The following is a 22,762-nucleotide window of genomic DNA, read 5'->3' as shown; positions in this document are numbered from 1 at the left end:
ACTGCTCGGAGTTGCCCCCATGAACCCTCGTCGTAGTAACAGCTCGCTCCCCAAACCGGGCCGGTCGGCCTACGGGGTGGCGTCCGCCGTCGTCCTGCTGCTCATACCCGTGGTCGTGCTGGTCGGAGGCAGCCAGTTCCAGGAGTTCCTGAACTTCGGAGCGGGCGTGCTGTCCCTGGTCTCGCTGAGCTGTTCGGTGATCTGGGGGCTGTTCGCCCAGGACCGGATCTTCCTGAACACGCGCCAGCGGATCGTCGGCCAGGCGGTGCACCGGACGACCGCGGTCGCCTCCATCGCGTTCCTGCTGCTGCACATCACCACCAAGATCGCGCTGGACCACACCAAGTTCATCGCCGCGGTCATCCCCTTCTCGCTCGGCGTCACCGGAAGCGGCGGCCTCATCGGCCTGGGCTCATTGGCGGGCCTGCTGATGATCTTCGTGGGCGTCACCGGCGCCCTGCGCAGCAACTTCGCCGCGCCGGCCCCGGTGGCCGCCCGCTGGCGGGCGATGCACATGCTGGCCTATCCGGCCTGGTGCGCGGCCCTGGTGCACGGGCTCTACGCGGGTCGCCAGGCCAAGCCGGTGTTCGTGATCCTCTACAGCCTGTCCCTGCTCGGCGTGATGGGCGCGCTGGCGCTGCGCTCGGCCCCGCGCCCCTTCAAGCGCAAGGTCGCCGACCGGCTCGTCGCCGTCCTGGGCAGCTCCGAGCGACGGGGGCTGGACGAGCTGGACGCGAGCCGCTCGCGGGCCGCCGAGTCCGCCCTGCCGGGCTTCGAGTCCCGGCGCGAGGCGAGGCAGTCGCCCGCCGGCCCGTCGGCCGGCTCCGGGACCGCGCCGCTCTACCAGACGCCGGCCGCGCCGGCCGCCGAGCCCGCCTCCGGCTTCGCGGCCGCCTACCGCGCGGTGAACACACCGGGCCGTCCCCAGCAGCCGTTCGGGGCCGACCGGACCGCGCGCATGGATCTCCCCTTCGACCTGCAGGCGACCGAGGCGATGCCGCGCGTCGACGGCCCCTCCAGCACCTCGGGGAGCTGGCCGATCCCGTCCCCGCCGCCGGTCGGCGAGGCCCCGCCGTCGGCGTACGACCCGCTCCAGGACACCGGATACACCATCCCGGCCTATGGCAATCCGGGCACCGGCGGATACGGCGGACGTGACATGTACGACACCGGTGAGACGAACGCCTCCTACGGGACGTACAACTCGGGTGACACGTTCAACAGCGGTCCCGCCACCGAAACAACCCCCGGCGCTTACGACACGCCGGGTTCGGGCGAACCTTGGAACACGCCTTCCGGAGGCTATAGGTGAACGAGGCCCTGCCCGACGTCCCGGAAGTCCGCGTGGTCGGCCTTCCCCAGCTGACCTCGGGCTTCGACCTTGTGGAGCGGCTCGACCTGCCCATGCACCTGAAGGTGCACGGGCCGCTCGACCCGCTGGGCGGCGAACAGCTCGCCCAGCTCGCCGAGCGCATCAACCTCAGGGGCCGCGGCGGCGCGGGCTTCCCCTTCCACAGGAAGCTGCGCTCGGTCGCCGAGTCGGCGATCAAGCGCGGGGTGCGGCCGGTCGTCGTCGTCAACGGCAGTGAGGACGAACCGGCCTGCCGCAAGGACACGGTGCTCATCAACCGCGCCCCGCACCTCATCCTGGACGGCGCCCTGCTGTGCGCCGAGGCGCTCGGCGCCCGCACGCTCGTGATCGGGGTGACCCGGGAGTCCACCCAGCGCTCCATGGAGGCCGCGCTCGCCGAACGCGGTCTGAGCAACAGCCGCAGGTCGGCGCTGCGCGCCTGGGTGCAGCGCAACCCGGTCCGGATGGTCACCGGCGCCGCCGCGTCGCTGATCCGGTCGGTCGACGGCGGCCCGGCGATCCCGCCCGGCCGCAAGATCAGCGCTTCGCAGAGCGGCGTGGGCGGTGCGCCCACGCTGCTGTCGAACGCGGAGACGTTCGCGCAGCTCGCCATCGCCGCCCGCATCGGCCCCGAGCGCTACGGCAACACCGGCCTGTACGACGAGCCGGGTACCGTCATGCTCACCGTCTCCGGAGCGGTCGCCCGGCCGATGGTGCTCGAGGTCCCCACCGGTGTGCCGCTGCGCTACGTCCTGCAGCTGGCCGGCGCCCCACCGGTGCCGCAGGGTGTGCTGACCGGCGGCTACCACGGCAAGTGGATCGACGCGGCGACCGTCAACGAGGCGATCGTCTCCCGCAACTCGCTGGACGCGGTGGGCGGTTCGCTGGGCGCGGGCGCGATCCTGCCGATCAGCCAGGAGACCTGCCCGCTGGGCGAGTCGCTGCGGGTGGCCCAGTGGCTGGCCGAGGAGAGCGCCGGCCAGTGCGGCCCCTGCTACCTCGGGCTGCCCGCCGCCGCGCGCGGCCTGGAGGACATCCTGAACGGCGGCGGCCCCGCCGCCCTGGAGGCGCTGAAGCAGGTCGCGAAGAACGTGAAGCGGCGCGGGGCGTGTTCGCACCCCGACGGTTCCGCGATGTTCCTGGAGTCGACCATCAAGGCGTTCACCGACGACCTGGCCGCGCATGTCCTCGGCAACGGCTGCGGACGGCCCGTGGAGGGCGTGCTGCCGCTCTTCGAGGGGGGCAGGGCGCCCACGGGCATCCCGGGCGGCGCGGAGCCCGAGGAGACCGGCGGCAGCCGCCAGAAGATCTACGTCGACTGGACGCTGTGCCGGGGCCACGGCCTGTGCGCCGACATCCTCCCCGAGGTCTTCGAACTCGGTGCGGACGGCTTCCCGACGGTGGCGCAGGCTCAGGTGCCGCGCTACGCCGAGGCGAAGGCGCTGCGCGCGGTGCGCCGCTGCCCCGCCCTGGCGCTGCGCATCGAGGAGGACACCCGCGGCCAGGCGCCGTCGCGCAACCTGCCCGTCCTCTCCCAGGGCCGGGGCCGGCGCGCCCTCGGCCGCTGACGACACCGCCGCGCGCGATGGGGGGCGTCCGGACCGGGCGCCCCCGCCGCGTGTCGGGGAAAGCGACCGGGAACACGACGAAGGCGGATCATCCGTTCGGATGACCCGCCTTCGATTTCTGTGGAGCTAAGGAGAATTGAACTCCTGACCTCCTGCATGCCATGCAGGCGCTCTACCAACTGAGCTATAGCCCCTTGCTTTGTTCCGCCCGGTTTCCCCGGCGGCGACGCCAACATTACACGGTCACCGGGGTGCAGTACCAAATCGGTTTCCGGTTGGTTCCCGTACGGGGGCTAATGTCTGCTTTCGTGACCCCGACAGCGTTCTCCGGAGCCCGGCGCCGCGTGCCGGTGGCGGCGGGCGCGTGCCTGGTGTCGTTCACCGCGTTCTGGCTGGCCCAGCGGGCCGCGCACGTGTCGATGATCGACCTGATGGTGTACCGGGCGGAGGGCGCCACCGTCCTCGCGGGCGGCGATCTGTACGCCCTGCGGGCGACCACCGCGCACCTGCCCACCACCTATCCCCCCTTCGCGGCCCTGTTGTTCACGGCGTTGACGCTGCCGGGCGCCGCGGTGCTGCGCACGCTGGCCACGGCCGGGAACCTGGTGCTGCTGCTGGTGTTCGTACGGCTGTCCCTGAGACTCGCCGGCCACACGCGCGTGGAGACCGTCCTGTGGGCCGCGGCGGCGGCGGTCTGGTGCGAGCCGGTGTGGACGACCGTGCGCTACGGCCAGGTGAACCTGCTGCTCGCCACGGCGGTGCTGTGGGACCTGACCCGGCACCCCGCCGGGAGCCGCGGCCGCTGGGCCGGCGCGGGGCTGGGGTTCGCCGCCGCGGTGAAGCTGACGCCCGCCCTGTTCCCGGTGTTCCTGCTCACCGCGGGGGTCGCGGCCCGGCTGCGGAGCGGCGACGGGGGCCCCTGGCTGCGTCACGCGCGCGGAGCGGCCGTCGCGTTCGCCGGGGCCACGCTGCTCGCGGCGGCCGTCCTGCCGTACGACTCGTGGCGGTTCTGGACGGACGCGGTGTTCCGCTCGGACCGGGTCGGGCGGCCCGAGGACACCGCCAACCAGGCCCTGCGCGGGGTCCTGGCGCGCCTGCTGCACACGCCGGACCCCGGAGCCGTCTGGGCGGCCGTGGCGGCCGTGGTGACCGCCCTGGGGCTCGCGGTGGCGGTGCGGGCGGAGCTGCGTGGGGCGCGAGCCTGGGCGGTGTGCGCCTGCGCGGTCACCGCGCTGCTGGTCAGCCCGGTGTCGTGGACGCACCACTGGGTGTGGTGCGTACCCCTGGTGCCGCTGCTGTGGACGCGCGGCCACCGGGCGACGGCCCTCGGCACGGCCCTGGTGTTCTGCTCGTACGCCCCCTGGTGGGTACCGCACGGACCGGCACGGCCCGAACTGCACCAGAACGGCGCCCAGATGGCGCTCTCGGCCCTCTACGCGGGGGCCGCCGCGCTGTTCCTGGCGCTGGCCCGGACCCCGACATCGTTGCCGGGGCAACCGCGGGGGCCGGCGCTACGTCAAGCGGTGACGAAGGAGTAGAACCTCTTGAGGGTGCAGTGCTCCTCCAGCAGGCGCCCGTAGATCGGCTCGCCCTCCAGCTCGCGGTAGGTCTCGATCGGGTCGCCTTTTATGATCAGCGCCCGCGCGCATTCCTCGCACCAGTACTGGTAGTCGGGGTTGATCGGCTCCATGTCACGGACGATCGGCGTACCACTGCCGCACCAGTCGCACTTCCGCCTGTGTGCACCCATCGATCAGCTCCAGCTGTGGCCGCAGGCCGTGCACACGTAGGAGATTCCGCCGTTGTCGCCGAGCACTTGCGCCACATGCCCGGAACCGCAGGAAGGGCAGCTCAGCCGGGTGGTCGTGTCCCGTATCAACGCAGCATCGAGGAGGTGGCCGACCTCCCCAAGGATGCTCGCAGGCATCGCTACTCCTCCCGTCGGGCCGCGCCACCTCCGGCCGTTTGATTCTGCCACGGCCGGGCCAATACGGTCAGCGACGCCTCGGTACCGGTCCGGACACGGCGGCCCCGGCGACCGGGCCGGCCGGTGTCCGCACGCCCCCCGCGAACGCCTCCGGGGAGGTATACGCCCGTGGGACCCCATGTGACTCAAGGCGGTACGGGACCAGTCTGCCCAACTCCGCCCCGCCGGGTCAGCCGGACGGCCGGTGCCGCGGGAACGGGCCGCGGAACAGCGGGACAGTCGCCGGAACACAGAGGATCCCGCCCCCTGTGGGGGACGGGATCCTCATCACCGATCTCTGACAACTCGACAGAGTGTCGATCCGTGGAGCTAAGGAGAATTGAACTCCTGACCTCCTGCATGCCATGCAGGCGCTCTACCAACTGAGCTATAGCCCCTTGTCCCACGCGGCGAGCCGCATGGTGTTTCGCCCCGCTCGGCGGGGCGAACAAGAAGAACTTTAGCCTGTGACCTGCCGGAAAGTGAAATCCGGGGCCCCGGGTGGGGAACGGCGGGTCCGGCGGCCGCTCAGTCGTCGTCGCCGAGCACGGGCTCCGGGAGGGTGCCCGCGTTGTGCTCCAGCAGACGCCAGCCGCGGGCGCCCTCGCCGAGCACGGACCAGCAGCAGTTGGACAGGCCGCCGAGGCTCTCCCAGTGCGGGGCCTCGAGGCCGAGGAGCCGGCCGATGGTGGTGCGGATGGTGCCGCCGTGGCTGACCACCACGAGGGTGCCGTCCTCCGGCAGCTTCTCGGCGTGCCGCAGCACCACGGGAGCGGCGCGGTCGGCGACCTCGGTCTCCAGCTCGCCGCCGCCGCGGCGGATCGCCTCACCGCGCTTCCAGGCGGCGTACTCCTCGCCGTAGCGGGCGATGATCTCGTCGTGCGTCAGCCCCTGCCAGACGCCCGCGTAGGTCTCGCGCAGACCCTCGTCGCGGGTGACGTCGAGCCCGGTGAGGGCGGCCAGCTCGGCGGCCGTGTCCGCGGCCCGTCGCAGGTCGGAGGCGATGATCGCGTCGGGACCGAGGGAGGCGAGCAGCCGGGCGGCGCGGCGGGCCTGGCCGATGCCGGTCTCGGTCAGCTCGACGTCCGTGCTGCCCTGGAAGCGGCGTTCGACGTTCCACGAGGTCTGGCCGTGCCGCCACAGGATGATGCGGCGGCCCCGGCCCGTGCGGTCGGTCACCTCGCCCGTGGCGCTCACCGCCAGTCCCCGTCGGGCTCCTCGGCGGCCTCGGCGGCCTGCAGCTTGGCGTGCTCCTCGGCCTTGCCGCGGGTGGCCTTGGCGTCGGCGGGCAGCTCGAGCTCGGGGCAGTCCTTCCACAGCCGCTCCAGGGCGTAGAAGACCCGCTCCTCGCTGTGCTGGACGTGGACGACGATGTCGACGTAGTCGAGCAGGATCCAGCGGGACTCGCGGTCGCCCTCGCGGCGAACGGGCTTGGCGCCGAGTTCCTTCTGCAGGCGCTCCTCGATCTCGTCGACGATCGCCCGGACCTGGCGGTCGTTCGGCGCGGAGGCCAGCAGGAATGCGTCGGTGATCGACAGCACGTCGCTGACGTCGTAGGCGATGACGTCGTGGGCGAGCTTGTCGGCCGCCGCCTGGGCGGCGGTGCTGATGAGGTCGAGGGAACGATCGGTGGCGGTCACTACGCGGCTTTCGGTCGGCGGTCTGTTGACCTCAAGGGTCTCACGAGCCGCCTGGCGCACCCCACGCGATTACGGCATCGCGTGGGGTGACCGGGCCGCGGTCAGGAGGAGGCGGGCCGGTAGTCGGCGCCGAGGACGACCGAGACGTCGGCTCCGGATGACACCGCGCCCTTGGCCACGGAGCCGGCCGGCAGGCCCAGTGTCTTGGCGACCTCGGCGGCGTCCGCCTTGTCGGCGGCGTCGGCGTAGAGCACCTGGGAGGTGGTCCGGGAACCGGACGCGGTGCCGCCCTCGAGGAAGGTGAAGCCGCCGTTCAGGAGCACGACGCGGGCCTTCTCCGTGTCGTCCTTCACACCGGTGGCGTTCTGGACGGAGACCCGCACCGCCGATCCCGCGTCCGGGCTCTTGGCGGCGCCGCCGAGGATGTCCTTGACGACGCTGTCGCCGGTCGCGGCGCTCAGGGTGCCGTCGGGCCGCACGGGCAGCAGGGCCGTGCGGTAGTCGCCGCCCTTGGCGAGGTCGGCGAGGCCCGCGAGGAAAGCGCCGAGGTCCTTGTCGGTCAGCGGCGGGTCGAGGATCTGCGCCAGGGACTGCACGGTGGTGGTGGCGGACGCGGGCTCGGAGGAGAGCTTGCGGAGCACGCCCTGCATGACCTGGCCGAACCGCTCGAGCTGGGCGTTCTGGGACTCGCCGGACGCGCGGTAGGTGGCGTAGGCGACGGCCATCTTGCCGCTGAGCGTCTGCGCCTTGCCCCGGTGGACCAGCACGGCGGAGCCCTTCTTCTTGGCGTCCGGGTCGGGCACGTCGGCGTTGGTGTCGATCTCGATGTCGCCGACCAGGTCGACGAGGTTCTGCAGGTAGGGGGTGTCCAGACGCCAGGTGCCCTGGATGCTGGTGCCGAGGACGGTGTCGAGCTGCTCTCGGGTGCCGGAGGCGCCGTCGTCGTCCACGGACTTGGCGAGCGTCGTGGTGGAACCGTCGTCGCCGCTCAGCGCGAGGGAGTTGGGCAGCAGCACGGTGGTGCCCTGCTTGGTGGTGGTGTTGTCCACCAGCAGTGCCGTGGAGGTGCCGGACTTCCCGGTGTTGTGCAGGTGGACGACGAGCACGTCGCGCTTCTGGGCGCCCGCAGGCGTCGCCGCGCCCGTCCCGGAGCCGGAGGAGGACAGGCCGGGCAGCTTCCCGGCGTACCAGAGGTAGCCGACACCGCCCACGGCCACGAGGGCGAGGACGACGACGAGGGCGATGATCCGGCTGCGCGCGCGGCGGCGGGCCTCCTCGCGGCGCTCGGTGCGGTTCTCGGTGAACGCCAGCCAGTCGATGACGTCCTCAGAGTCGCCGTCGGGCTCCTCGACGAAGGCGAACTGGCCGTCGGCGCCGTCCTGTCCACCGGCGGCCGGGGATTCGGGGGCGGCGGGCGGTCCGGGGGCCTCGGACTCCCGCGGGGCCGGGGCGCCGCCGGGGCCGGCCTGCTGCGGGATGTAGGCGGTCTGCTCGGCGACCCGGGGGTGCTGCCCGCTCGTCGCCGCCTGCCCGTAGGGGTCGTACGGGGCGGAGGTTCCCTGGGCGCCGCCGTAGGGGTCGTACGGGGTCTGGGAGCCGTAGGGGTCGTAGGAGGGCGGCGCGGCGGGCTGCTGCTGCCGGCCGGCGCCGTACGCGTCGTAGGACTGCGGCTGCTCGTAGGACTGCGGCTGCTGGGGGCCCGTGGCGTACGGGTCGTAGCCGTAGCCCTGCTGGGCGTACGGGTCGTAGGTGTGCTGCGGCGCCTGCTGTGCCGGGATCTGCCGGTACACGGGCTGCCCGTACTCGTCGTAGCCGACGAGTTCGTACGGGGCGGCGCCCTGGGCGGCGTCATCCGCGTCGTATCGGTCGTTCACCGGTGCCCCTCTCGGCTCACTCGCCGCGGTACAGCTCGCGCTTGTCGATGTAACGCACGACTCCGTCCGGCACCATGTACCAGATGGGGTCGCCCTTGGCGACTCTCGCGCGGCAGTCCGTCGAGGAGATGGCGAGCGCGGGAACCTCGACGAGCGAGACGCCGCCCTTCGGCAGCCCCTGGTCGGTCAGGTGGTGGCCGGGGCGGGTGACGCCGATGAAGTGCGCCAGGGAGAACAGCTCCTCGGAGTCCCGCCAGGTGAGGATCTGGCCGAGGGCGTCGGCGCCGGTGATGAAGAACAGGTCCGTGTCGGGGTTGAGGGCCCGCAGGTCGCGCAGGGTGTCCACGGTGTACGTGGGGCCGCCGCGGTCGATGTCGATGCGGCTGACGGAGAACTGCGGGTTCTCGGCGGTGGCGATGACCGTCATCAGGTAGCGGTCCTCGGCCGGGGAAACGTTCCGGTGGGACTTCTGCCACGGCTGGCCGGTGGGCACGAACACCACCTCGTCCAGCTGGAACTGGGCGGCGACCTCGCTGGCCGCCACGAGGTGCCCGTGGTGGATCGGGTCGAACGTGCCGCCCATGACGCCCAGGCGGCGCTTGCCCGCGCGGGCGGTGCCGTCGCCCGGGCGCGGCGCCGGGGTGCGCGCCGGGCCGGTGGGCATGTCCTGCTCTTCCATGCGTGCAGACCCTACCGGCCCGGTCCGTGGGCCCTGGCCGGGGACGGGGTCCCGGTTCAGCGGTCGCGGTTGAAGCGGGTGGTGATCCACAGCAGGAGCAGCAGGATGATCAGCGCTCCGCCGCCGGTGACCGCCGGGTTCAGGCTGTTGTGGTTGCCACCGTGCTCCTCACCCTCGGCGGCGAGGGTGACCAGCTGGGCAGCGGCGAGGTGGAGGCTCATCGGCAGGACCTATCGCGTGTGGGCGGCATGAAGATGTCTGCTCATCGTAAGCGTGCGGCCCGGCGGCGATCACCCCGACTCCGCCGTCGCGGCGGACGCGGGGCGTCGGGTGCGGCGCCGGCCGGGAACTCCGGCGGCCCGTCAGTCGTCCTTCTGCTTGTAGCCGCGCAGCAGGAACCATGCGGTCAGTGCGCAGCCGAGGAACATCACGATCAGAACGATCCGGAGCAGGTTGCCCGATCCGTGCTGCTGGGCGGCGGTGCCGGCGGCCTCGGTCAGCCAGGCGGCCGGGGGGCGGTACTCCATGACGTGGTCTCCTTCGCTGTACTGCCCGTCCACGGTAACTCCGCCCGGGCCGGCCCCCGCCTCGGGGGGCGGCAGGGGCACCGACACGCACATGGGGGAGAAGACATGTCCGACGACGGCCGTGAGCAGACCGGGCACGAGCGCGTGCCGAGCAGGCAGCGCAGGCGTTTCCCGGGGATCTCCTCGCGTGCTTACGAGCATCCGGCCGACCGCTCGGCCCTGGTGGCGCTGCGCAAGCTGAGCGGCTTCGACACCGTGTTCAAGGCGCTCAGCGGGCTGCTGCCGGAGCGGAGCCTGCGGCTGCTGTTCCTGTCCGACTCGGTGCGCGTCTCGGAGCGCCAGTTCGCGCACCTGCACGACATGCTGCTGGACGCCTGCTACATCCTGGACCTGGAGAAGGTCCCGCCGATGTACGTCACGCAGGACCCGCAGCCGAACGCGATGTGCATCGGTCTGGACGAGCCGGTCGTCGTGGTCACCACGGGCCTGGTCGAGCTGCTCGACGAGGAGGAGATGCGGGCGGTCGTCGGGCACGAGGTGGGGCACGCGCTGTCCGGTCACTCGGTGTACCGCACGATCCTGCTGTTCCTGACGACGCTGGCCCTGAAGGTCGCCTGGATACCGCTGGGCAACATAGCGATCATGGCGCTCGTGACCGCCCTCCGGGAGTGGTTCCGCAAGTCGGAGCTGTCGGCGGACCGGGCCGGGCTGCTGGTGGGCCAGGATCTGCGGGCCTCCATGCGCGGCCTGATGAAGATGGCGGGCGGCAACCACCTGCACGAGATGAACGTGGACGCGTTCCTGGAGCAGGCCGAGGAGTACGAGGCGGGCGGCGACCTGCGCGACTCGGTGCTGAAGATCCTCAACGTGCTGCCCCGTTCGCACCCGTTCGCCACCATCCGGGCCGCGGAGCTGAAGAAGTGGGCCGAGTCCCGCGACCACCAGCGCCTGATGGACGGCCACTACCCGCGGCGCAGCGAGGACGGCGAGGCCTCGGTGAGGGACTCCTTCCGTGAGTCCGCCGCGAGCTACGCCGGCGATGTGAAGAGCTCGAAGGACCCGCTGATGAAGCTGGTCACGGACCTCGCGGGGGGCGCCGGCGACTTCGGCGGCCGGGTCCGCCGCGGCTTCGACGGCTTCCGGAGCCCGGCCCCGCCGAAGGACGGATCGCGGCCCGGGCCGAAGGACGGGCCGGCCGACGGGCCGCACGGCGCGTCCGAGCAGGACGGGGAGTAGCCGGGACGACGGCCGCGGGCCCCCGGGAGGTCGGGCCCGGGCGTCAGACCTTCGGCTGGGCCTCGGTGGCGAGCGTGCCGCACAGGGCCGTGGCGCTGCCCGGGGCATAGGGGTCGGTGCCCGCCGGGCCGCCGCTACGGGCGGTCTGGCCGGACAGCAGGGGACGCAGGTAGGAGGCGGCGTCCTCGGCGCAGGACAGCGGACCGGCCTGGGTCGAGGAGCCGGCCAGCCGGACCTGGCCCACGCGCAGGTCGTCGCGGGTGAAGCGGAAGGCCAGCTCGCGGCGGACGGTGAAGAGGGACACGGCCGCGTCGGCGGCGGCGCCGGCCGGGCGCAGGGCGTAGACGAAGATCGTGTCGGCGCTGATCTCCAGGGTGGCCGCATCGGTCTCGGCGGCCCGCAGGGTGCCCTGGGCCCGGATCCGGTCGTCGGCCAGGCGCGCGCGGGAGGGGTCGATGCGGACCAGCCAGCCGGTGGGCGCGTGGCGGCCGTCGGCCGCCGGGTGGTCGAAGGCGCGGTCGAACTGGGCGAGCTGGTCGGAGTCGAGCAGGGCCCGGACCGGGCGGACCAGGCGGCCGGTCAGCACTTCGGGGTCGAGGGAGGAGCGGACCAGGTAGTTCCTGGCGATGCTCAGGGCGGCGGTGACCTGGCTGTCCGAGAAGTGCGCGGTGGCGCGGGAGGCGGGCAGCGGGATCCCGGCCGCGCCGACCTCGAAGTGGGCGGCCGGACTGTGCGCGTACAGGCTCTCGGCCTCCGTGGCGCCGGGCACCCTGCCGCGCGGGACGAGGGGGATGACGGTCATCCGCAGGGGTTCGACGGTGCGCCGGGCCTGCGGGGAGCCGTAGGGGTGGCGGACCCCCATGTAGACGGCGGTGGCGAAGGCGACGGCGATCAGCAGGAGCAGGATCAGGGCCTGCCGGGTCAGCCCCCGGCGCAGCGGCGGGCGGCGGCGCACGGCGGGCGCGTGGTCGGTCATGCGCTCCTGCGCGGAGTACTCCTGGAGGCGGGCAGCGCGGACGAACGACTCGTCGAACACGACGGATCGGTACTCGTCCTCGCCACCTGCGGGGGCGCCCTCGGGTGTCCCCTCCGGTGGGTCTCCAGGCCCGCCCATACTTTCAGGGTGGGTTCCGGGGGACTCCGGTAAACGCCGCGCCGGGCGACAACTTCTGACAGGTTCTCACCACGAACGCGGGGCGGCTGTCAGGGCGATCGCGGGACCGCCGAGGCCGCGGGGCGCACCGTGTCGGCGGACGGACGGGCCGCCGCTCCCTGCTCCAGGCCGGTGGAGGCGGGCGGCGGCAGCCGGTCGCGGGTGCCGGAGGAGGCGCCCCGGTAGACGGCGGCGAAGGCCAGTGCCACCATGCCGACGCCCATCACCAGCGCCAGCACCCAGGCGACGGGCCGGTGCCAGCGGACCTGCCTGCCGTAGGGCCAGAAGGCGCCGTGGTGGTCGTCGCGGGCATGCTCGTCGTCGTCGAATTCGTCGTCGTCGTGATCATGACCGAATCCGATGCCGTCGAGGCCGTAGCCGTCGTCGTAGCGGTCGCCTCCGGCGGGGGCCCGGCGGGCTTCCGCCTCGGAGGCCTCGGCTCTGGCCTGGGCGGCGGCCAGGAGGCGTTCGACGGCGGTCGGCTCGTGCACCACGGCCGCCCGTACGAAGGCCTCGTCGAAGACCACGGAGGCGAACTCTTCGTCCGACACCCCGCGGTCGTGGTCGTCGTCGGGCTCCCGGCCGTCCGAGAACGGCGTGCCCCCCACGTCCTCCGGCACGCCTCCAGAGTAGACCTGGGGGGTCAATTTGGGCAGACGGTACGGAAATTCATCCGCCTGCTGAGACGTCTTCGCGCCAGGCCCGGTCAGCGGCGTACGTGCCCGTCGCCGGTGACGATGTACTTCGTGCTGGTCAGCTCCGGCAGGCCCATCGGGCCGCGGGCGTGCAGCTTCTGGGTGGAGATGCCGATCTCCGCGCCGAAGCCGAACTGGCCGCCGTCGGTGAACCGGGTGGAGGCGTTCACGGCGACGGTGGTGGAGTCGACCAGCTGGGTGAAGCGGCGGGCCGCCTGCTGGGACGTGGTGACGATCGCCTCGGTGTGCCCGGAGGTCCACAGCCGGATGTGCTCGACGGCCTTGTCCAGGGAGTCCACGACCGCGGCGGCGATGTCGTGGGACAGGTACTCGGTCTCCCAGTCCTCCGGGGTCGCCTCGACCACGGTGGCCTTGGAGTCCTTCGCGTGGGCCAGCACCCGCTCGTCGGCGTGCACGGTGACCCCGGCCTCGGCCAGGGCGTCAAGAGCCCGCGGCAGGAACTCGGCGGCGATGTCCTGGTGCACCAGGAGGGTCTCGGCGGCGTTGCAGACGCTGACCCGCTGGGCCTTTGAGTTGACCAGGATGTCGATCGCCATGTCGATGTCGGCCTGCGCGTCCACGTAGACGTGGCAGTTCCCGGTGCCGGTCTCGATGACGGGGACGACGGACTCGTTGACCACGGTCCGGATCAGGGAGGCGCCGCCGCGCGGGATGAGGACGTCGACGAGCCCGCGGGCGCGCATCAGCTCGCGCACGGAGTCGCGGCTCTCGCCGGGCACCAGCTGGACGGCGTCCGCGGGCAGCCCGGCGCCGCCGACCGCGTCCCGGATCACCCGGACGAGGGCGGTGTTGGACTCGTAGGCGGAGGCCGAGCCGCGCAGCAGGACGGCGTTGCCGGACTTCAGGCACAGCGCGGCGGCGTCCACGGTGACGTTCGGGCGGGCCTCGTAGACGATGCCGACGACGCCGAGCGGGACGCGGACCTGGCGCAGGTCGATGCCGTTGGGGAGGGTGGAGCCGCGCACCACCTCGCCGACCGGGTCGGGCAGCTTCGCCACGTCGCGGACGTCGGCGGCGATGGCGCGGACCCGCTCGGGGGTCAGGGTGAGCCGGTCGACCACGGACTCGCTGGTGCCGTTCTCCCGGGCCTTGGCCACGTCCTTGGCGTTGGCCTCGACGATCTCGCCGGTCCGGACCTCCAGGGCGTCGGCGATGGCGAGCAGCGCGTCGTCCTTCGCGGCGCGCGGGAGCGGCGCGAGATCGGCGGCGGCGGCCTTGGCCCGGTAGGCGGCCTGGGTGACCGGGGACATCGAGTCGTACGGCGAGAGCGTGGTCATGGGGGAAGGGTAGTGCGCGGCGCCGGGCCGTTCAGCCGTCGTCCCACACCGCGAGACGGGTCGAAAAGGGACGAAGGCCGCCCCCTGAAGGGCGCCCCTGAAGCCGGCCGCGGAACCGGGCGCCCGCCGGCGCCGGGCGGCCGTTCAGAAGGGGTGCACCCCTACCGGGGTCGCGGGCGCGGGGCCGTATCCCTCGGCGATGCGCTGGTGGTACGTCTCGCGGTCGATGACCTCGAGGCCGACGATCTCCCAGGCGGGCAGTCCGGCGGTCTGCCGGTGCTCGCCCCACAGCCGCAGCGCGACGGCGGCCGCGTCGTGGAGGTCGCGAGCCTCCTCCCAGTAGCGGATCTCGGCGTGGTCGCCGGCGTATCTGCTGGTCAGCAGGAAGGGGTGGTCGTGGGCGAGCTGTTCCAGGGCGCGCCGCAGGTCGGGCAGCGGCACCTCGTCCCCGGAGACGCTGAGGGTGACGTGCCACAACCGCGGCAGGTCCCGGAGCCCCTCGCGCCGCTCGTAGGTCTCTCCGGCCGCGACGCTCGTCAGAGCACCACGGGACGCCGGCCCGGGGCGCGCTCGTCTCACGACGGCCTCCTTCTCGCCTGACCCTTGACGGAACGTGTTCCATCGACATGTCCCCGAGGGAAAGTTGAGCAGGCCGCCGGGCTCCGCGTGGCGGTTTTACGGAACGTCCCCCACCGGGGGCGGTCCGTACGCCCTGTTCTACGAGTGGCTTTGCGGGCGTGACGAGCGCAGCAGCACCAGGTCGTCCCTGTGTACGACCTCGCGTTCGTACGCCGGGCCCAGTTCGCGCGCCAGCTCCCGGGTCGAACGCCCGATCAGCAGGGGGATCTCCTTGGCGTCGAAGTTGACGAGTCCCCGGGCCACCGCGCGCCCCGCTCCGTCGCGCAGCTCGACCGGGTCGCCGGCGCTGAACTCGCCCTCCACCGCGGCGATGCCGGCGGGCAGCAGCGAGGTGCGCCGCTCCACGACCGCGCGGACGGCGCCGTCGTCGAGGGTGAGGGAGCCCTGCGGGGTGGAGGCGTGCTGGAGCCACAGCAGGCGGTCGGCGGAGCGCTTGCCGCTGGGGTGGAAGTAGGTGCCGGTGTCGCCGCCGCTCAGCGCCTCCGCCGCGTGGACGGCGCTGGTCAGCACCACCGGGATGCCCGCGGCCGCGGCGATCCCGGCGGCCTCGACCTTGGTGACCATGCCACCGGTGCCGACCCCGGCCTTGCCCGCGCTGCCGATCTCGACCTCGGCGAGGTCCTCGGGCCCCCGCACCTCCGCTATCCGCGAGGTGCCCGGCTTGCTCGGGTCGCCGTCGTAGACGCCGTCGACGTCGGAGAGCAGCACCAGCAGGTCGGCGTGGACGAGGTGGGCGACCAGGGCGGCGAGGCGGTCGTTGTCGCCGAAGCGGATCTCGTCGGTGGCGACGGTGTCGTTCTCGTTGACGACCGGCAGGGCGCCCATGGCCAGCAGCTTGTCGAAGGTGCGGGAGGCGTTGCGGTGGTGGGCGCGGCGGCTCATGTCGTCGTTGGTGAGCAGCACCTGGCCGACGCGGACGCCGTAGCGGGCGAACGAGGCGGTGTAGCGGGCGACGAGCAGGCCCTGGCCGACGCTGGCGGCGGCCTGCTGGCGGGCCAGGTCTCTCGGGCGGCGGCGCAGGCCCAGCGGGGCGAGTCCGGCCGCGATGGACCCCGAGGAGACCAGGACGACCTCCCGCTCCCCTCCGCCGCGCGCCTTGGCGAGGACGTCGACGAGCGCGTCGACGCGGTCGGCGTCCAGGCCGCCCGCGGCGGTGGTCAGCGACGAGGAGCCGACTTTGACTACGATCCTGCGGGCCGCGCTCACGGCCTGCCTTGCCTCGGTCACCTTGCCCGCTGTCCCCTCGCCCGGTACCGGCCGCCTGAGCGGCAATAGCTGCCTGTGCGGCAATCTACGCGAACGGGGCCGGGGGGTGCGCGTCGGTCCAGTCTCCGGACAGGCACACGGTAACCGTTTGCTTACGGTTCGCGTACGGCAAAAAGGTTGTACCCGTTGCCTATAGAAATTAAACGCTTCACCAACTTAAATTGACCGTCGTGTCACCTACCGTTCGCCACCCGAAGCGCATCCTCCTCCGATCGGGCAAGAGTCCCTATGACGTCTTCTCCGTGGAGCAAGCCCTCCACCAGGACGTCATCGCCACCAACTCCGGCAACCTGATCTTCCAGGACGCCGCGCACAAGATCCTCGAGACGCCGGACACCGAGGTGTTCTCGAACGGTGGGCGCACCGAAGTGTCCGCGGCGGCCCGCATCAACGCGGAGTACGACGCGTTCGTCGTGCCGCTGGCCAACGCCTTCCGCCCCTCCTTCGAGGTGGCGCTGCAGCGGCTGACCCGCCTCATCTCCAAGCTGCGCATCCCCGTGGTGGTGCTCGGCGTGGGCGCGCAGACCGGGGTGGGCTACGACGCGGCGCGGCTGAAGCGGATCGAGCCGACCGTGCGCGCCTTCTGCTCGGCGGTGCTGGAGCGCAGCGCCTCGATCGGCGTGCGCGGCGAGTTCACCGAGACGTACCTGCGGGACATGGGCTTCAAGGACGTCGAGGTCATCGGCTGCCCGTCGCTGTTCATGTACGGCCGCGAACTGCACGTGCGCAAGGACGACGCGGGCCTGACGGCCGAGTCGCGCATCGCGATCAACGGCTCGCACAGCGCGGTGAAGAAGCAGGGGCTGGCCCGGATCATCAGCCGCACCCACGAGCAGTACCCCAACCTGCGCTTCATCGGCCAGAACCTCAGCGACGCGCGGCAGCTCCACTGGCGGGACATGTCGGACCCGAACGCGGCGGTGACCGCGATACCGACGCACCCGGACCACCCGATGTACCGGGAGGACAAGGTGCGGGTGTACGTCGACCCGATCACCTGGATCGACGAGCTGCGCCCGTTCGACTTCTCCTTCGGCTCCCGCATCCACGGCAACATCGCGGCGCTGCTCGCCGGTACTCCGGCGACGGTGCTGTGCGGTGACTCGCGCACGCTGGAGCTGTGCCGCTACTTCGAGATCCCGCACCAGCGCCTGGACAAGGTCGCCAAGGACCCCGAGGCGGCGGACCCGGCTCGGCTGTACGAGCAGGCCGACTTCAGCGGGCTGACCGGCAACCACGCCGAGCGCTTCGAGCGGTTCACCGGCTTCCTGGACAAGAACGGGCTGCAGAACACCTTCACGCACGGCGACGGCGGCGCCGCCTTCGAGAAGCGGATGCGGTCGCTGTCGTTCCCGCCGGGCGTGCGCCCCTGGAACGACACGGACCTTGCCTCGCTCACCACGCGGTTCGGCTGGCTGCACACCCAGGTCGGCGAGCTGTCCAAGGACAACGACCGGCTGCGGCGGGAGCTGGCCCGGTCGAAGCGGGTCAAGGACGCCGTCCCCGCGCCCGCGGCCTCCGTCTACCGGCGCGCCCGCCGCGTGGTGGGCCGGGCGCTGCACCCGGGCAAGTAGCGGCGCTCGGCGCCGGCGGCCGTCAGGCCGCCGCCGCGCCGATCCCGCCGCTCGGCAGCATCCGCCTGATCCTGCGCAGCGCCCGGCGCGGCAGGGAGCGGGCGGCCGGCTCGCGGTAGCCGGGGAAGGCGCGGGCCTCGCGGGGCTCGGCGAGATACACGTCGTCGGGGATGCCGGCCGCCTCGGACCGGAAGTGCGGGTAGGCGAGGTACAGGCGGGTGCCGCGTTTCTCCAGCAGCGCGGCGGCCTGCTTCCCGGCCCGCACGAACTCCACGACGTCCAGCAGCTCCTCGGTCCGCTGCTCGGCCACCAGATGCAGCCGCAGCCGCTCGTGGACCTTCAGGCGGCGGGCCACTCCGGGCGTCCAGTAGGCGTCCATCAGGGGCTTCGCCAGTTCGAGCTTGTTCCGGCGGACCGCCTCGCCGTCCTTGAGGAACTTGGGCCCGAACTGCGGCAGCAGGGTGATGAGGAAGGGCCGGACCATCAGGTCGTCGCGCCGGGGGCCGGCCGGGACCATGTCGGCGATCAGCTTCATCAGGGCGCGCGCGGAGTCGAAGCGCAGCGTGTAGCTGCCGGTCTTCGTCACGTGCTTGCCGTCCTCGCGGCCCACCAGGTAGTAGCAGGTGTGGTCGGCGAGCACGGAGACGCCGTCCGCCCGCAGGTAGGCCTCCAGGGTGAAGAGCGCGTCCTCGCCGGTCCACAGCGACTCGTCGAACCGCATGCCGTGCCGCTCCAGCAGCGCGCGGCGGAAGAGCTTCTGCGCGCTGAGCGTGAACTTGATGTTGGAGGAGAAGACGTCGGTCCGCTCGAGGGTCCGGCCGAACATGGACTTCGGCGGGGTGCGGTTGACGCCCTCGACCCGGCCGAGGACGACGTCGGTGCCGTTCCGGTCGGCCATGGCGACCATGCGTTCCAGGGCCTCGGCCCCGAGCCGGTCGTCGGCGTCGAGGAAGAAGACGTAGCGGCCGGCCGCCTTGCCGAGGCCGACGTTGCGCGGGCCGCTGGGGCTGCCGGAGTTCTCCTGGCGGACGACGGTGACCGGCATCGCGGCGCGGGCCGCGAACTCCTCCAGGTACTCCCCCGTGCCGTCCGTCGAGCCGTCGTCGACCGCGATGACCTCCATCCGGGCCGGGCCGATGGTCTGCGCCTCGACCGACGCCAGGCAGTCGACCAGATACGGCATCGCTTCGTACGCCCCGATGACTACGGTCACATCAGGCTGCGTCACGACGGTCACGGTTCCCCCTTTGTCACAGAACATTTCCCCCGAATCACATCAATCGCAACTTGCTAGACGGGTTCCCGTCGACGGCGGTTGCCTGACGTCGAGTGGTGAGTGAGGCACGCCACATCGGACGCGGCGGCCGCATCCGAAGGTACGCACGGCCGGTAAGAGCTGCTCATCCGTGGGACAGGGGTGCGGTAAGGGAACGTGAAAAAGGGCCGGCCCCCGGAGTGATCCGGGGGCCGGCCCTTCGGTCCGGGTGGCGCGGACGTCAGACCGCGTTCACGTCGTCCGTCTCGCCGGCGGAGGCGCCGCGCTGGCCCGGCAGCGCGGTGGTCAGCTCGGCGGCCTCGGCGGGGTCGACGTTGGCCGCGCCCAGCCGCGACTGCTGGCCGACGTTGCGGGTCTCGGCCTTCAGGGCGAGGTCGGCGACCGCCGCGTTGAACTGGTCGATCGACTTCGGCTCGTCCGGGCCCAGCAGGTACTGCTTGAGCTCCTTGCGGTCCCCGGCCAGCGGGTCGGCGGACGGGTCGCGGACGGCGTCCAGCAGTTCGCCCAGCTCGGCCGCGCTGTTGGACAGGATCGTCGCGGCGCGCACGGCGGTGTTCTGCCGCTTGAACTCCTCCACGCCCAGCTCGCCGGAGTCCGTGACCGCGTACGGCTTGCCGCTCGCGATGAAGTCGGAGACCACCGAGGAGATGTCGGAGACCATCGCGTCGGAGACGTTGAAGCAGTCGTACAGGCGCGGCTCGGCGCCGGTGATGACCTTGTGCTCGTACGCCGGGAAGGAGTTCCAGTAGGCGGCGTTCCACTCGGTGCGCAGCCGGGCGATCTCCTGGTGCCGCTCGGCGTCGACGATGCCGTCGCGGGTGGCCTCGGCCTCGTCGCCCTTGTCGCCGCCGGCACCGGCCAGCTCGGCGAGGCGGGCCTCGATCCGGGCCAGCTCGGCCCGGGCCCGCTCCTGCGCCGCGGCGTCCGCGGTGAAGCGGGGGTCGGCGGCGCGCTCCGCGGCGGCCTTCTCGACCAGGGCGGTGACGCGCCGGTGCGCGGCGCCGGCCTGGGCGCTGACGGTGCCGGTGAAGGGGTGCGGCTTGTACAGGACGCGCACCGGCGGATCCGCCTTGACCAGCTTCCGGACGATGTTCTCACCGGCCAGCACGATCGAGGTGTTGCCGGGGTTGCCGTCCCAGCCCTCCCAGGTGGGGGCGTAGAGCACGGTCGGGACGCCTCCGCCGGCGGCTTCGCCGCGACGCCCGGTGGTGATCGGCGCGAGCTGCGGGCGGCCGACCTCGACGATGTCCTCGTCGCGGACGCCGACGTCGGCGATGGCGTAGCGGTCGCGGCCCGCCCGGCCGGCGGTCCACACCTCGTCGTAGACCTTGCTGTACGGGTTGACGCTGGCCAGCTTGTCGCTGTCGCCGTGGCCGATGAAGACGTGCTTCATGGTGGGCACGCGCAGCAGGTGGATGTTCTTGCCCACGTTCGCCGCGTAGAGGGCGACGCGCACCGTCGACAGGTCCAGGTTCATCAGGTGCACCCCTCCGGGCACGCAGATGACGGGGACGGTGGTGGGGGCGAGGTTGTTCAGGATGGCGCGCTCGCGCAGGATGATCAGCGGCCGGGTCTCCAGCTGCTCCATCGTCTCCAGCCACATGTTGACCTGGTACGCGGAGTCCTTGGAGCCGGAGAAGTACAGCACCGTCTCCGGCTTGTAGGCGGCCAGCCAGTCGTCCACGGCGGCGAGCACGGCCTCGGCCTTCGGCGGGGTCCGCCGGCCGCGCACGTACGGCAGCAGCACCGCGACGTACAGGCAGCCGAGGGCCACCGTGACCCCGGCGCCGACGAAGCCGACGAACGCGTCGTCCAGCGCGGCGGAGACCAGGAGGCCGGCGACCGCGAACAGGTCGAGGTGCAGCATCTTCTCCGCGGAGCGGTGCAGCAGGCGGCGCGGCGGCGCGTCCGGGATGCGGATGCGGGACTTCAGGTCGATGTTGCGGGTGGCGACCGGCATCCGGCGGCGGTTGCGGATCAGCGTCACGAGCGCGCCGTGCGGAGCCTGCAGGCCGTAGAAGGCGATGAAGCAGGCCACCGCCGCGTAGAAGACCAGGTTGTCCGCGAGGGACATCCGGGCCAGCAGCAGGATGAGCAGCAGCTGCCTGATCAGGAACCGGATCGACAGGCCGGCCCGGACCTTGCTCAGGCGGTTGATGAGATAGCTGCTCCTGCGGTGCAGAAAGTGGTCCGCCAGGTACGTCACGGCGGCCGCGACCACGAAGGCGTAAACGCTGGGTATGAGCGCGGCCACCATGAGGCAGGGGAAGCCCAGCATCATGAGGGCCGCCGCGGCCAGCTCGGCCGCGCTGCCCACCCGGGCGACGCGAATAGCGGTGGATATCACGGAGAAACCTGCTCTGGGAGGGGGGAGTGCCGGTTTTGTTCGGTATTGCCGGAATCAGGCGGCGATCGCGGGCCTTACCGATTTTTAAGAGGGGTACGGACTCAGGCCTCTGCGAACGCCCAGTGAATGAGCGAGCGCAGAGGCCTGAATTCCCAAAAGCTATTTACCGCGATTATTACACGCCGTCCTGACGGTCCAACACGGTGGCCAGAGCCTGCTCGAAACCGGAGGCCTTGGCGGCGCCCGCGGTCGGGTCCTGCTGGCGGACGTCGATGACGTGGCCGGTCAGCTCCGAGAGCAGCACGTCCAGGGAGGTGCGGGCCACCGCCTCGGAGGAGAGCAGCGAGCCGGCCGGCTCCTGGCCGAAGGCCTTGGTGCGCATCGGGGTCGCGGTGCGCTCGGGGTTGATGCAGTTGACGCGGATGCCCTCGGACGCCCACTCGTCGGACAGCGCCTGGGTGAGGTTCACCATGGCGGCCTTGGTGGAGGAGTAGAGGCTGTACTCGGCGCGGCCGCGGGTGTAGCTGCTGGAGGTGTAGAGCAGGAGCTGGCCCTTGGTCTCCGACAGGTACTTGTAGGAGGAGCGCGCGATCTGCACCGGGGCCAGGTAGTTGACCTTCAGCGCCTCCTCGATGGTGGCGTTGTCGGTCTCGGCGAGCTTGCCGATGCGCAGCACGCCCGCGGTGTTGACCACGTAGTCGATCCGGCCGGTCTCCGCGTACGCCTTGGACAGCGCGTCGTCGACCTCCTCCGGGTTTTCCACGTGGGTGCCGGTGGTGGAGCGGCCCAGCGCGTACACGGAGGCGCCGTAGGACTCGGCGAGTTCGGCGATGTCCTTGCCGATGCCGTAGGAGCCGCCGAAGATGACGACCGTCTTGCCGGTCAGCAGCTCGCGGTAGTCCTCCTCGCCGTTCTGCTCGGGGGCGGCCGTGGAGGCGAGCTGGAACAGCTTGTCGGCGATGAAGACGTCGACCGGCTGGGTCACCTTCATGTTGTACTCGTCACCCGCGACGACGTGGATCGGCACGTCCGGCAGGTACTTGAGCACGACGGAGCAGTCGTCCGTGGCCTGGAAGTTGGGGTCGCCGGCGGCGACCTCGTAGGCGCGGCGGATCGTGGACAGCTTGAAGGCCTGCGGCGTCTGGCCGCGGCGCAGCCGGGAGCGGTCCGGGATCTCGGTGATGAACTCGCCGTCCTCGCCGTGCGTGCGCGTGACGATGATGGTGTCCGCGGACGGGATGGCCACGTCCACGGCCTGGAAGCGCTCCAGCGCGGTCACGCAGTCGTCGATGACGCGCTGCGAGAGCAGGGGGCGCACGGCGTCGTGGAAGAGGACGTTGAGGTCCTCGCCCTCGGCCAGGCCCTCACCGAGGGCGGAAATCGCGCGCTCGGTGGTCTCGTTCCGGGTCGCACCGCCCTCGATGACCTTCTTGACCTTGGTGAAGCCGGCCTTGGCCACGATCTTCTCGATGTCCGGCACATAACCGGGCGCCATCAGCACGATGATGTCGTCGATCGAGTCGGCGTTCTCGAAAGTGGTCAGCGTGTGCTCGATGACTGCCTTGCCGGCGATCTTCAGCAGCTGCTTGGGGATCGAAAGACCCACCCGCTGACCGGTGCCACCGGCCAGGACGACTGCGGTGGTTCGGGGCTTGGCTATGTGCTGTGACACA

The 22,762-nt window shown here is 71.9% G+C and carries 20 protein-coding genes and 2 tRNA genes; 5 read left to right on the top strand and 17 right to left on the bottom strand.

The features are described 5' to 3' along the window. Nucleotides 1–19: 19 nt before the first annotated feature. Entirely contained in the window at nt 20–1,312 is a 1,293-nt protein-coding gene (locus ACFYU0_RS10705) for a cytochrome b/b6 domain-containing protein (protein WP_389299556.1), read from the top strand. Next, nucleotides 1,309–2,919: an NADH-ubiquinone oxidoreductase-F iron-sulfur binding region domain-containing protein gene (locus ACFYU0_RS10700; RefSeq protein WP_351659436.1), complete on the top strand. Its 1,611-nt coding sequence runs from the start codon at nt 1,309–1,311 to the stop codon at nt 2,917–2,919. The genes ACFYU0_RS10705 and ACFYU0_RS10700 overlap by 4 nt, the downstream gene beginning before the upstream one ends. Nucleotides 2,920–3,040: 121 nt before the next feature. On the opposite strand, the gene ACFYU0_RS10695 is transcribed toward ACFYU0_RS10700, so the two are convergent. After that, nucleotides 3,041–3,113 (bottom strand) — tRNA-Ala (locus tag ACFYU0_RS10695). A 102-nt stretch (nt 3,114–3,215) separates the two neighbouring features. Here ACFYU0_RS10695 and ACFYU0_RS10690 point away from each other — a divergent pair. Next, on the top strand, nt 3,216–4,457 hold the full coding sequence (locus ACFYU0_RS10690) for a glycosyltransferase 87 family protein (RefSeq protein WP_389299553.1): 1,242 nt from the start codon (nt 3,216–3,218) through the stop codon (nt 4,455–4,457). Here the strand turns inward: ACFYU0_RS10690 and ACFYU0_RS10685 are convergent. The 8 genes from ACFYU0_RS10685 to ACFYU0_RS10650 all read right to left on the bottom strand — a co-directional run bounded on the left by ACFYU0_RS10685 (nt 4,436) and on the right by ACFYU0_RS10650 (nt 9,605). Further along, nucleotides 4,436–4,669, bottom strand: coding sequence for a hypothetical protein (locus ACFYU0_RS10685; RefSeq protein WP_006136074.1), 234 nt, complete (start codon nt 4,667–4,669; stop codon nt 4,436–4,438). The genes ACFYU0_RS10690 and ACFYU0_RS10685 overlap by 22 nt on opposite strands. 541 nt (nt 4,670–5,210) lie before the next feature. Beyond that, nucleotides 5,211–5,283: transfer RNA gene (locus ACFYU0_RS10680), tRNA-Ala, on the bottom strand. 130 nt (nt 5,284–5,413) lie between these two features. Beyond that, nucleotides 5,414–6,088 carry a histidine phosphatase family protein gene (locus ACFYU0_RS10675; protein ID WP_389299946.1) on the bottom strand — a complete coding sequence of 225 codons (675 nt, stop codon included), beginning with the start codon at nt 6,086–6,088 and terminating at the stop codon, nt 5,414–5,416. After that, nucleotides 6,079–6,525 (bottom strand): ribosome silencing factor, encoded by a 447-nt coding sequence (rsfS, locus tag ACFYU0_RS10670; RefSeq protein ID WP_389299551.1) that lies wholly within the window; start codon nt 6,523–6,525, stop codon nt 6,079–6,081. Before rsfS ends, ACFYU0_RS10675 begins: the two co-directional genes overlap by 10 nt. 101 nt (nt 6,526–6,626) lie before the next feature. After that, entirely contained in the window at nt 6,627–8,399 is a 1,773-nt protein-coding gene (locus tag ACFYU0_RS10665; RefSeq protein ID WP_389299548.1) for a LytR C-terminal domain-containing protein, read from the bottom strand. A gap of 16 nt (nt 8,400–8,415) precedes the next feature. Further along, nucleotides 8,416–9,078, bottom strand: a complete 663-nt coding sequence (gene nadD, locus ACFYU0_RS10660) for a nicotinate-nucleotide adenylyltransferase (protein WP_351659424.1) — start codon at nt 9,076–9,078, stop codon at nt 8,416–8,418. A gap of 56 nt (nt 9,079–9,134) precedes the next feature. Next, nucleotides 9,135–9,299 (bottom strand): hypothetical protein, encoded by a 165-nt coding sequence (locus ACFYU0_RS10655; protein WP_351659421.1) that lies wholly within the window; start codon nt 9,297–9,299, stop codon nt 9,135–9,137. Between the two features lie 141 nt (nt 9,300–9,440). Next, entirely contained in the window at nt 9,441–9,605 is a 165-nt protein-coding gene (locus ACFYU0_RS10650; protein WP_351659418.1) for a hypothetical protein, read from the bottom strand. 105 nt (nt 9,606–9,710) lie between these two features. Here ACFYU0_RS10650 and ACFYU0_RS10645 point away from each other — a divergent pair, with 105 nt between their 5' ends. After that, nucleotides 9,711–10,841, top strand: a complete 1,131-nt coding sequence (locus tag ACFYU0_RS10645; RefSeq protein ID WP_389299544.1) for a M48 family metallopeptidase — start codon at nt 9,711–9,713, stop codon at nt 10,839–10,841. 43 nt (nt 10,842–10,884) lie between these two features. Here ACFYU0_RS10645 and ACFYU0_RS10640 read toward each other — a convergent pair whose 3' ends face one another. From ACFYU0_RS10640 to proB, 5 genes are all read right to left on the bottom strand, one after another. Further along, a complete protein-coding gene (locus tag ACFYU0_RS10640; RefSeq protein WP_389299542.1) occupies nt 10,885–11,955 on the bottom strand; it encodes a hypothetical protein in 1,071 nt (356 codons plus the stop codon). An 89-nt stretch (nt 11,956–12,044) separates the two neighbouring features. Then, nucleotides 12,045–12,641 (bottom strand): hypothetical protein, encoded by a 597-nt coding sequence (locus ACFYU0_RS10635; RefSeq protein ID WP_351659409.1) that lies wholly within the window; start codon nt 12,639–12,641, stop codon nt 12,045–12,047. Nucleotides 12,642–12,700: 59 nt separating this feature from the next. Next, entirely contained in the window at nt 12,701–13,987 is a 1,287-nt protein-coding gene (locus ACFYU0_RS10630) for a glutamate-5-semialdehyde dehydrogenase (protein ID WP_351659406.1), read from the bottom strand. 144 nt (nt 13,988–14,131) lie between these two features. Beyond that, nucleotides 14,132–14,566 carry a hypothetical protein gene (locus ACFYU0_RS10625; protein WP_351659403.1) on the bottom strand — a complete coding sequence of 145 codons (435 nt, stop codon included), beginning with the start codon at nt 14,564–14,566 and terminating at the stop codon, nt 14,132–14,134. 138 nt (nt 14,567–14,704) lie between these two features. Continuing rightward, a complete protein-coding gene (proB, locus tag ACFYU0_RS10620) occupies nt 14,705–15,832 on the bottom strand; it encodes a glutamate 5-kinase (RefSeq protein ID WP_351660167.1) in 1,128 nt (375 codons plus the stop codon). A 302-nt stretch (nt 15,833–16,134) separates the two neighbouring features. Between proB and ACFYU0_RS10615 the strand changes: the two genes are divergently transcribed. Further along, the gene (locus ACFYU0_RS10615; protein WP_389299539.1) at nt 16,135–17,466 is read left to right on the top strand and encodes a polysaccharide pyruvyl transferase family protein; all 1,332 of its coding nucleotides are present in this window, start codon (nt 16,135–16,137) and stop codon (nt 17,464–17,466) included. A 22-nt stretch (nt 17,467–17,488) separates the two neighbouring features. On the opposite strand, the gene ACFYU0_RS10610 is transcribed toward ACFYU0_RS10615, so the two are convergent. The 3 genes from ACFYU0_RS10610 to ACFYU0_RS10600 form a co-directional block, all read right to left on the bottom strand. After that, nucleotides 17,489–18,727 carry a glycosyltransferase gene (locus ACFYU0_RS10610; RefSeq protein ID WP_351659397.1) on the bottom strand — a complete coding sequence of 413 codons (1,239 nt, stop codon included), beginning with the start codon at nt 18,725–18,727 and terminating at the stop codon, nt 17,489–17,491. 235 nt (nt 18,728–18,962) lie between these two features. Beyond that, nucleotides 18,963–21,089 (bottom strand): hypothetical protein, encoded by a 2,127-nt coding sequence (locus ACFYU0_RS10605; RefSeq protein WP_389299537.1) that lies wholly within the window; start codon nt 21,087–21,089, stop codon nt 18,963–18,965. Nucleotides 21,090–21,264: 175 nt separating this feature from the next. After that, nucleotides 21,265–22,761: an SDR family NAD(P)-dependent oxidoreductase gene (locus ACFYU0_RS10600; RefSeq protein ID WP_389299535.1), complete on the bottom strand. Its 1,497-nt coding sequence runs from the start codon at nt 22,759–22,761 to the stop codon at nt 21,265–21,267. Nucleotide 22,762: the final 1 nt, after the last annotated feature.

It is taken from the genome of Streptomyces sp. NPDC003720, assembly GCF_042875075.1.
Taxonomy (GTDB): Bacteria; Actinomycetota; Actinomycetes; order Streptomycetales; family Streptomycetaceae; genus Streptomyces.
This window is presented reverse-complemented; position numbering and strand designations above follow the sequence as displayed.

Bases quoted from the DNA above. Each gene is read 5' to 3' on its own strand.
- ACFYU0_RS10705 (WP_389299556.1), top strand. From the start codon at position 20: ATGAACCCTCGTCGTAGTAACAGCTCGCTCCCCAAACCGGGCCGGTCG.
- ACFYU0_RS10690 (WP_389299553.1), top strand. From the start codon at position 3,216: ATGTCTGCTTTCGTGACCCCGACAGCGTTCTCCGGAGCCCGGCGCCGC.
- ACFYU0_RS10685 (WP_006136074.1), bottom strand. From the start codon at position 4,669: ATGGGTGCACACAGGCGGAAGTGCGACTGGTGCGGCAGTGGTACGCCG.
- nadD (WP_351659424.1), bottom strand. From the start codon at position 9,078: ATGGAAGAGCAGGACATGCCCACCGGCCCGGCGCGCACCCCGGCGCCG.
- ACFYU0_RS10655 (WP_351659421.1), bottom strand. From the start codon at position 9,299: ATGAGCCTCCACCTCGCCGCTGCCCAGCTGGTCACCCTCGCCGCCGAG.
- ACFYU0_RS10650 (WP_351659418.1), bottom strand. From the start codon at position 9,605: ATGGAGTACCGCCCCCCGGCCGCCTGGCTGACCGAGGCCGCCGGCACC.
- ACFYU0_RS10645 (WP_389299544.1), top strand. From the start codon at position 9,711: ATGTCCGACGACGGCCGTGAGCAGACCGGGCACGAGCGCGTGCCGAGC.
- ACFYU0_RS10640 (WP_389299542.1), bottom strand. From the start codon at position 11,955: ATGGGCGGGCCTGGAGACCCACCGGAGGGGACACCCGAGGGCGCCCCC.
- ACFYU0_RS10630 (WP_351659406.1), bottom strand. From the start codon at position 13,987: ATGACCACGCTCTCGCCGTACGACTCGATGTCCCCGGTCACCCAGGCC.
- ACFYU0_RS10610 (WP_351659397.1), bottom strand. From the start codon at position 18,727: ATGTTCTGTGACAAAGGGGGAACCGTGACCGTCGTGACGCAGCCTGAT.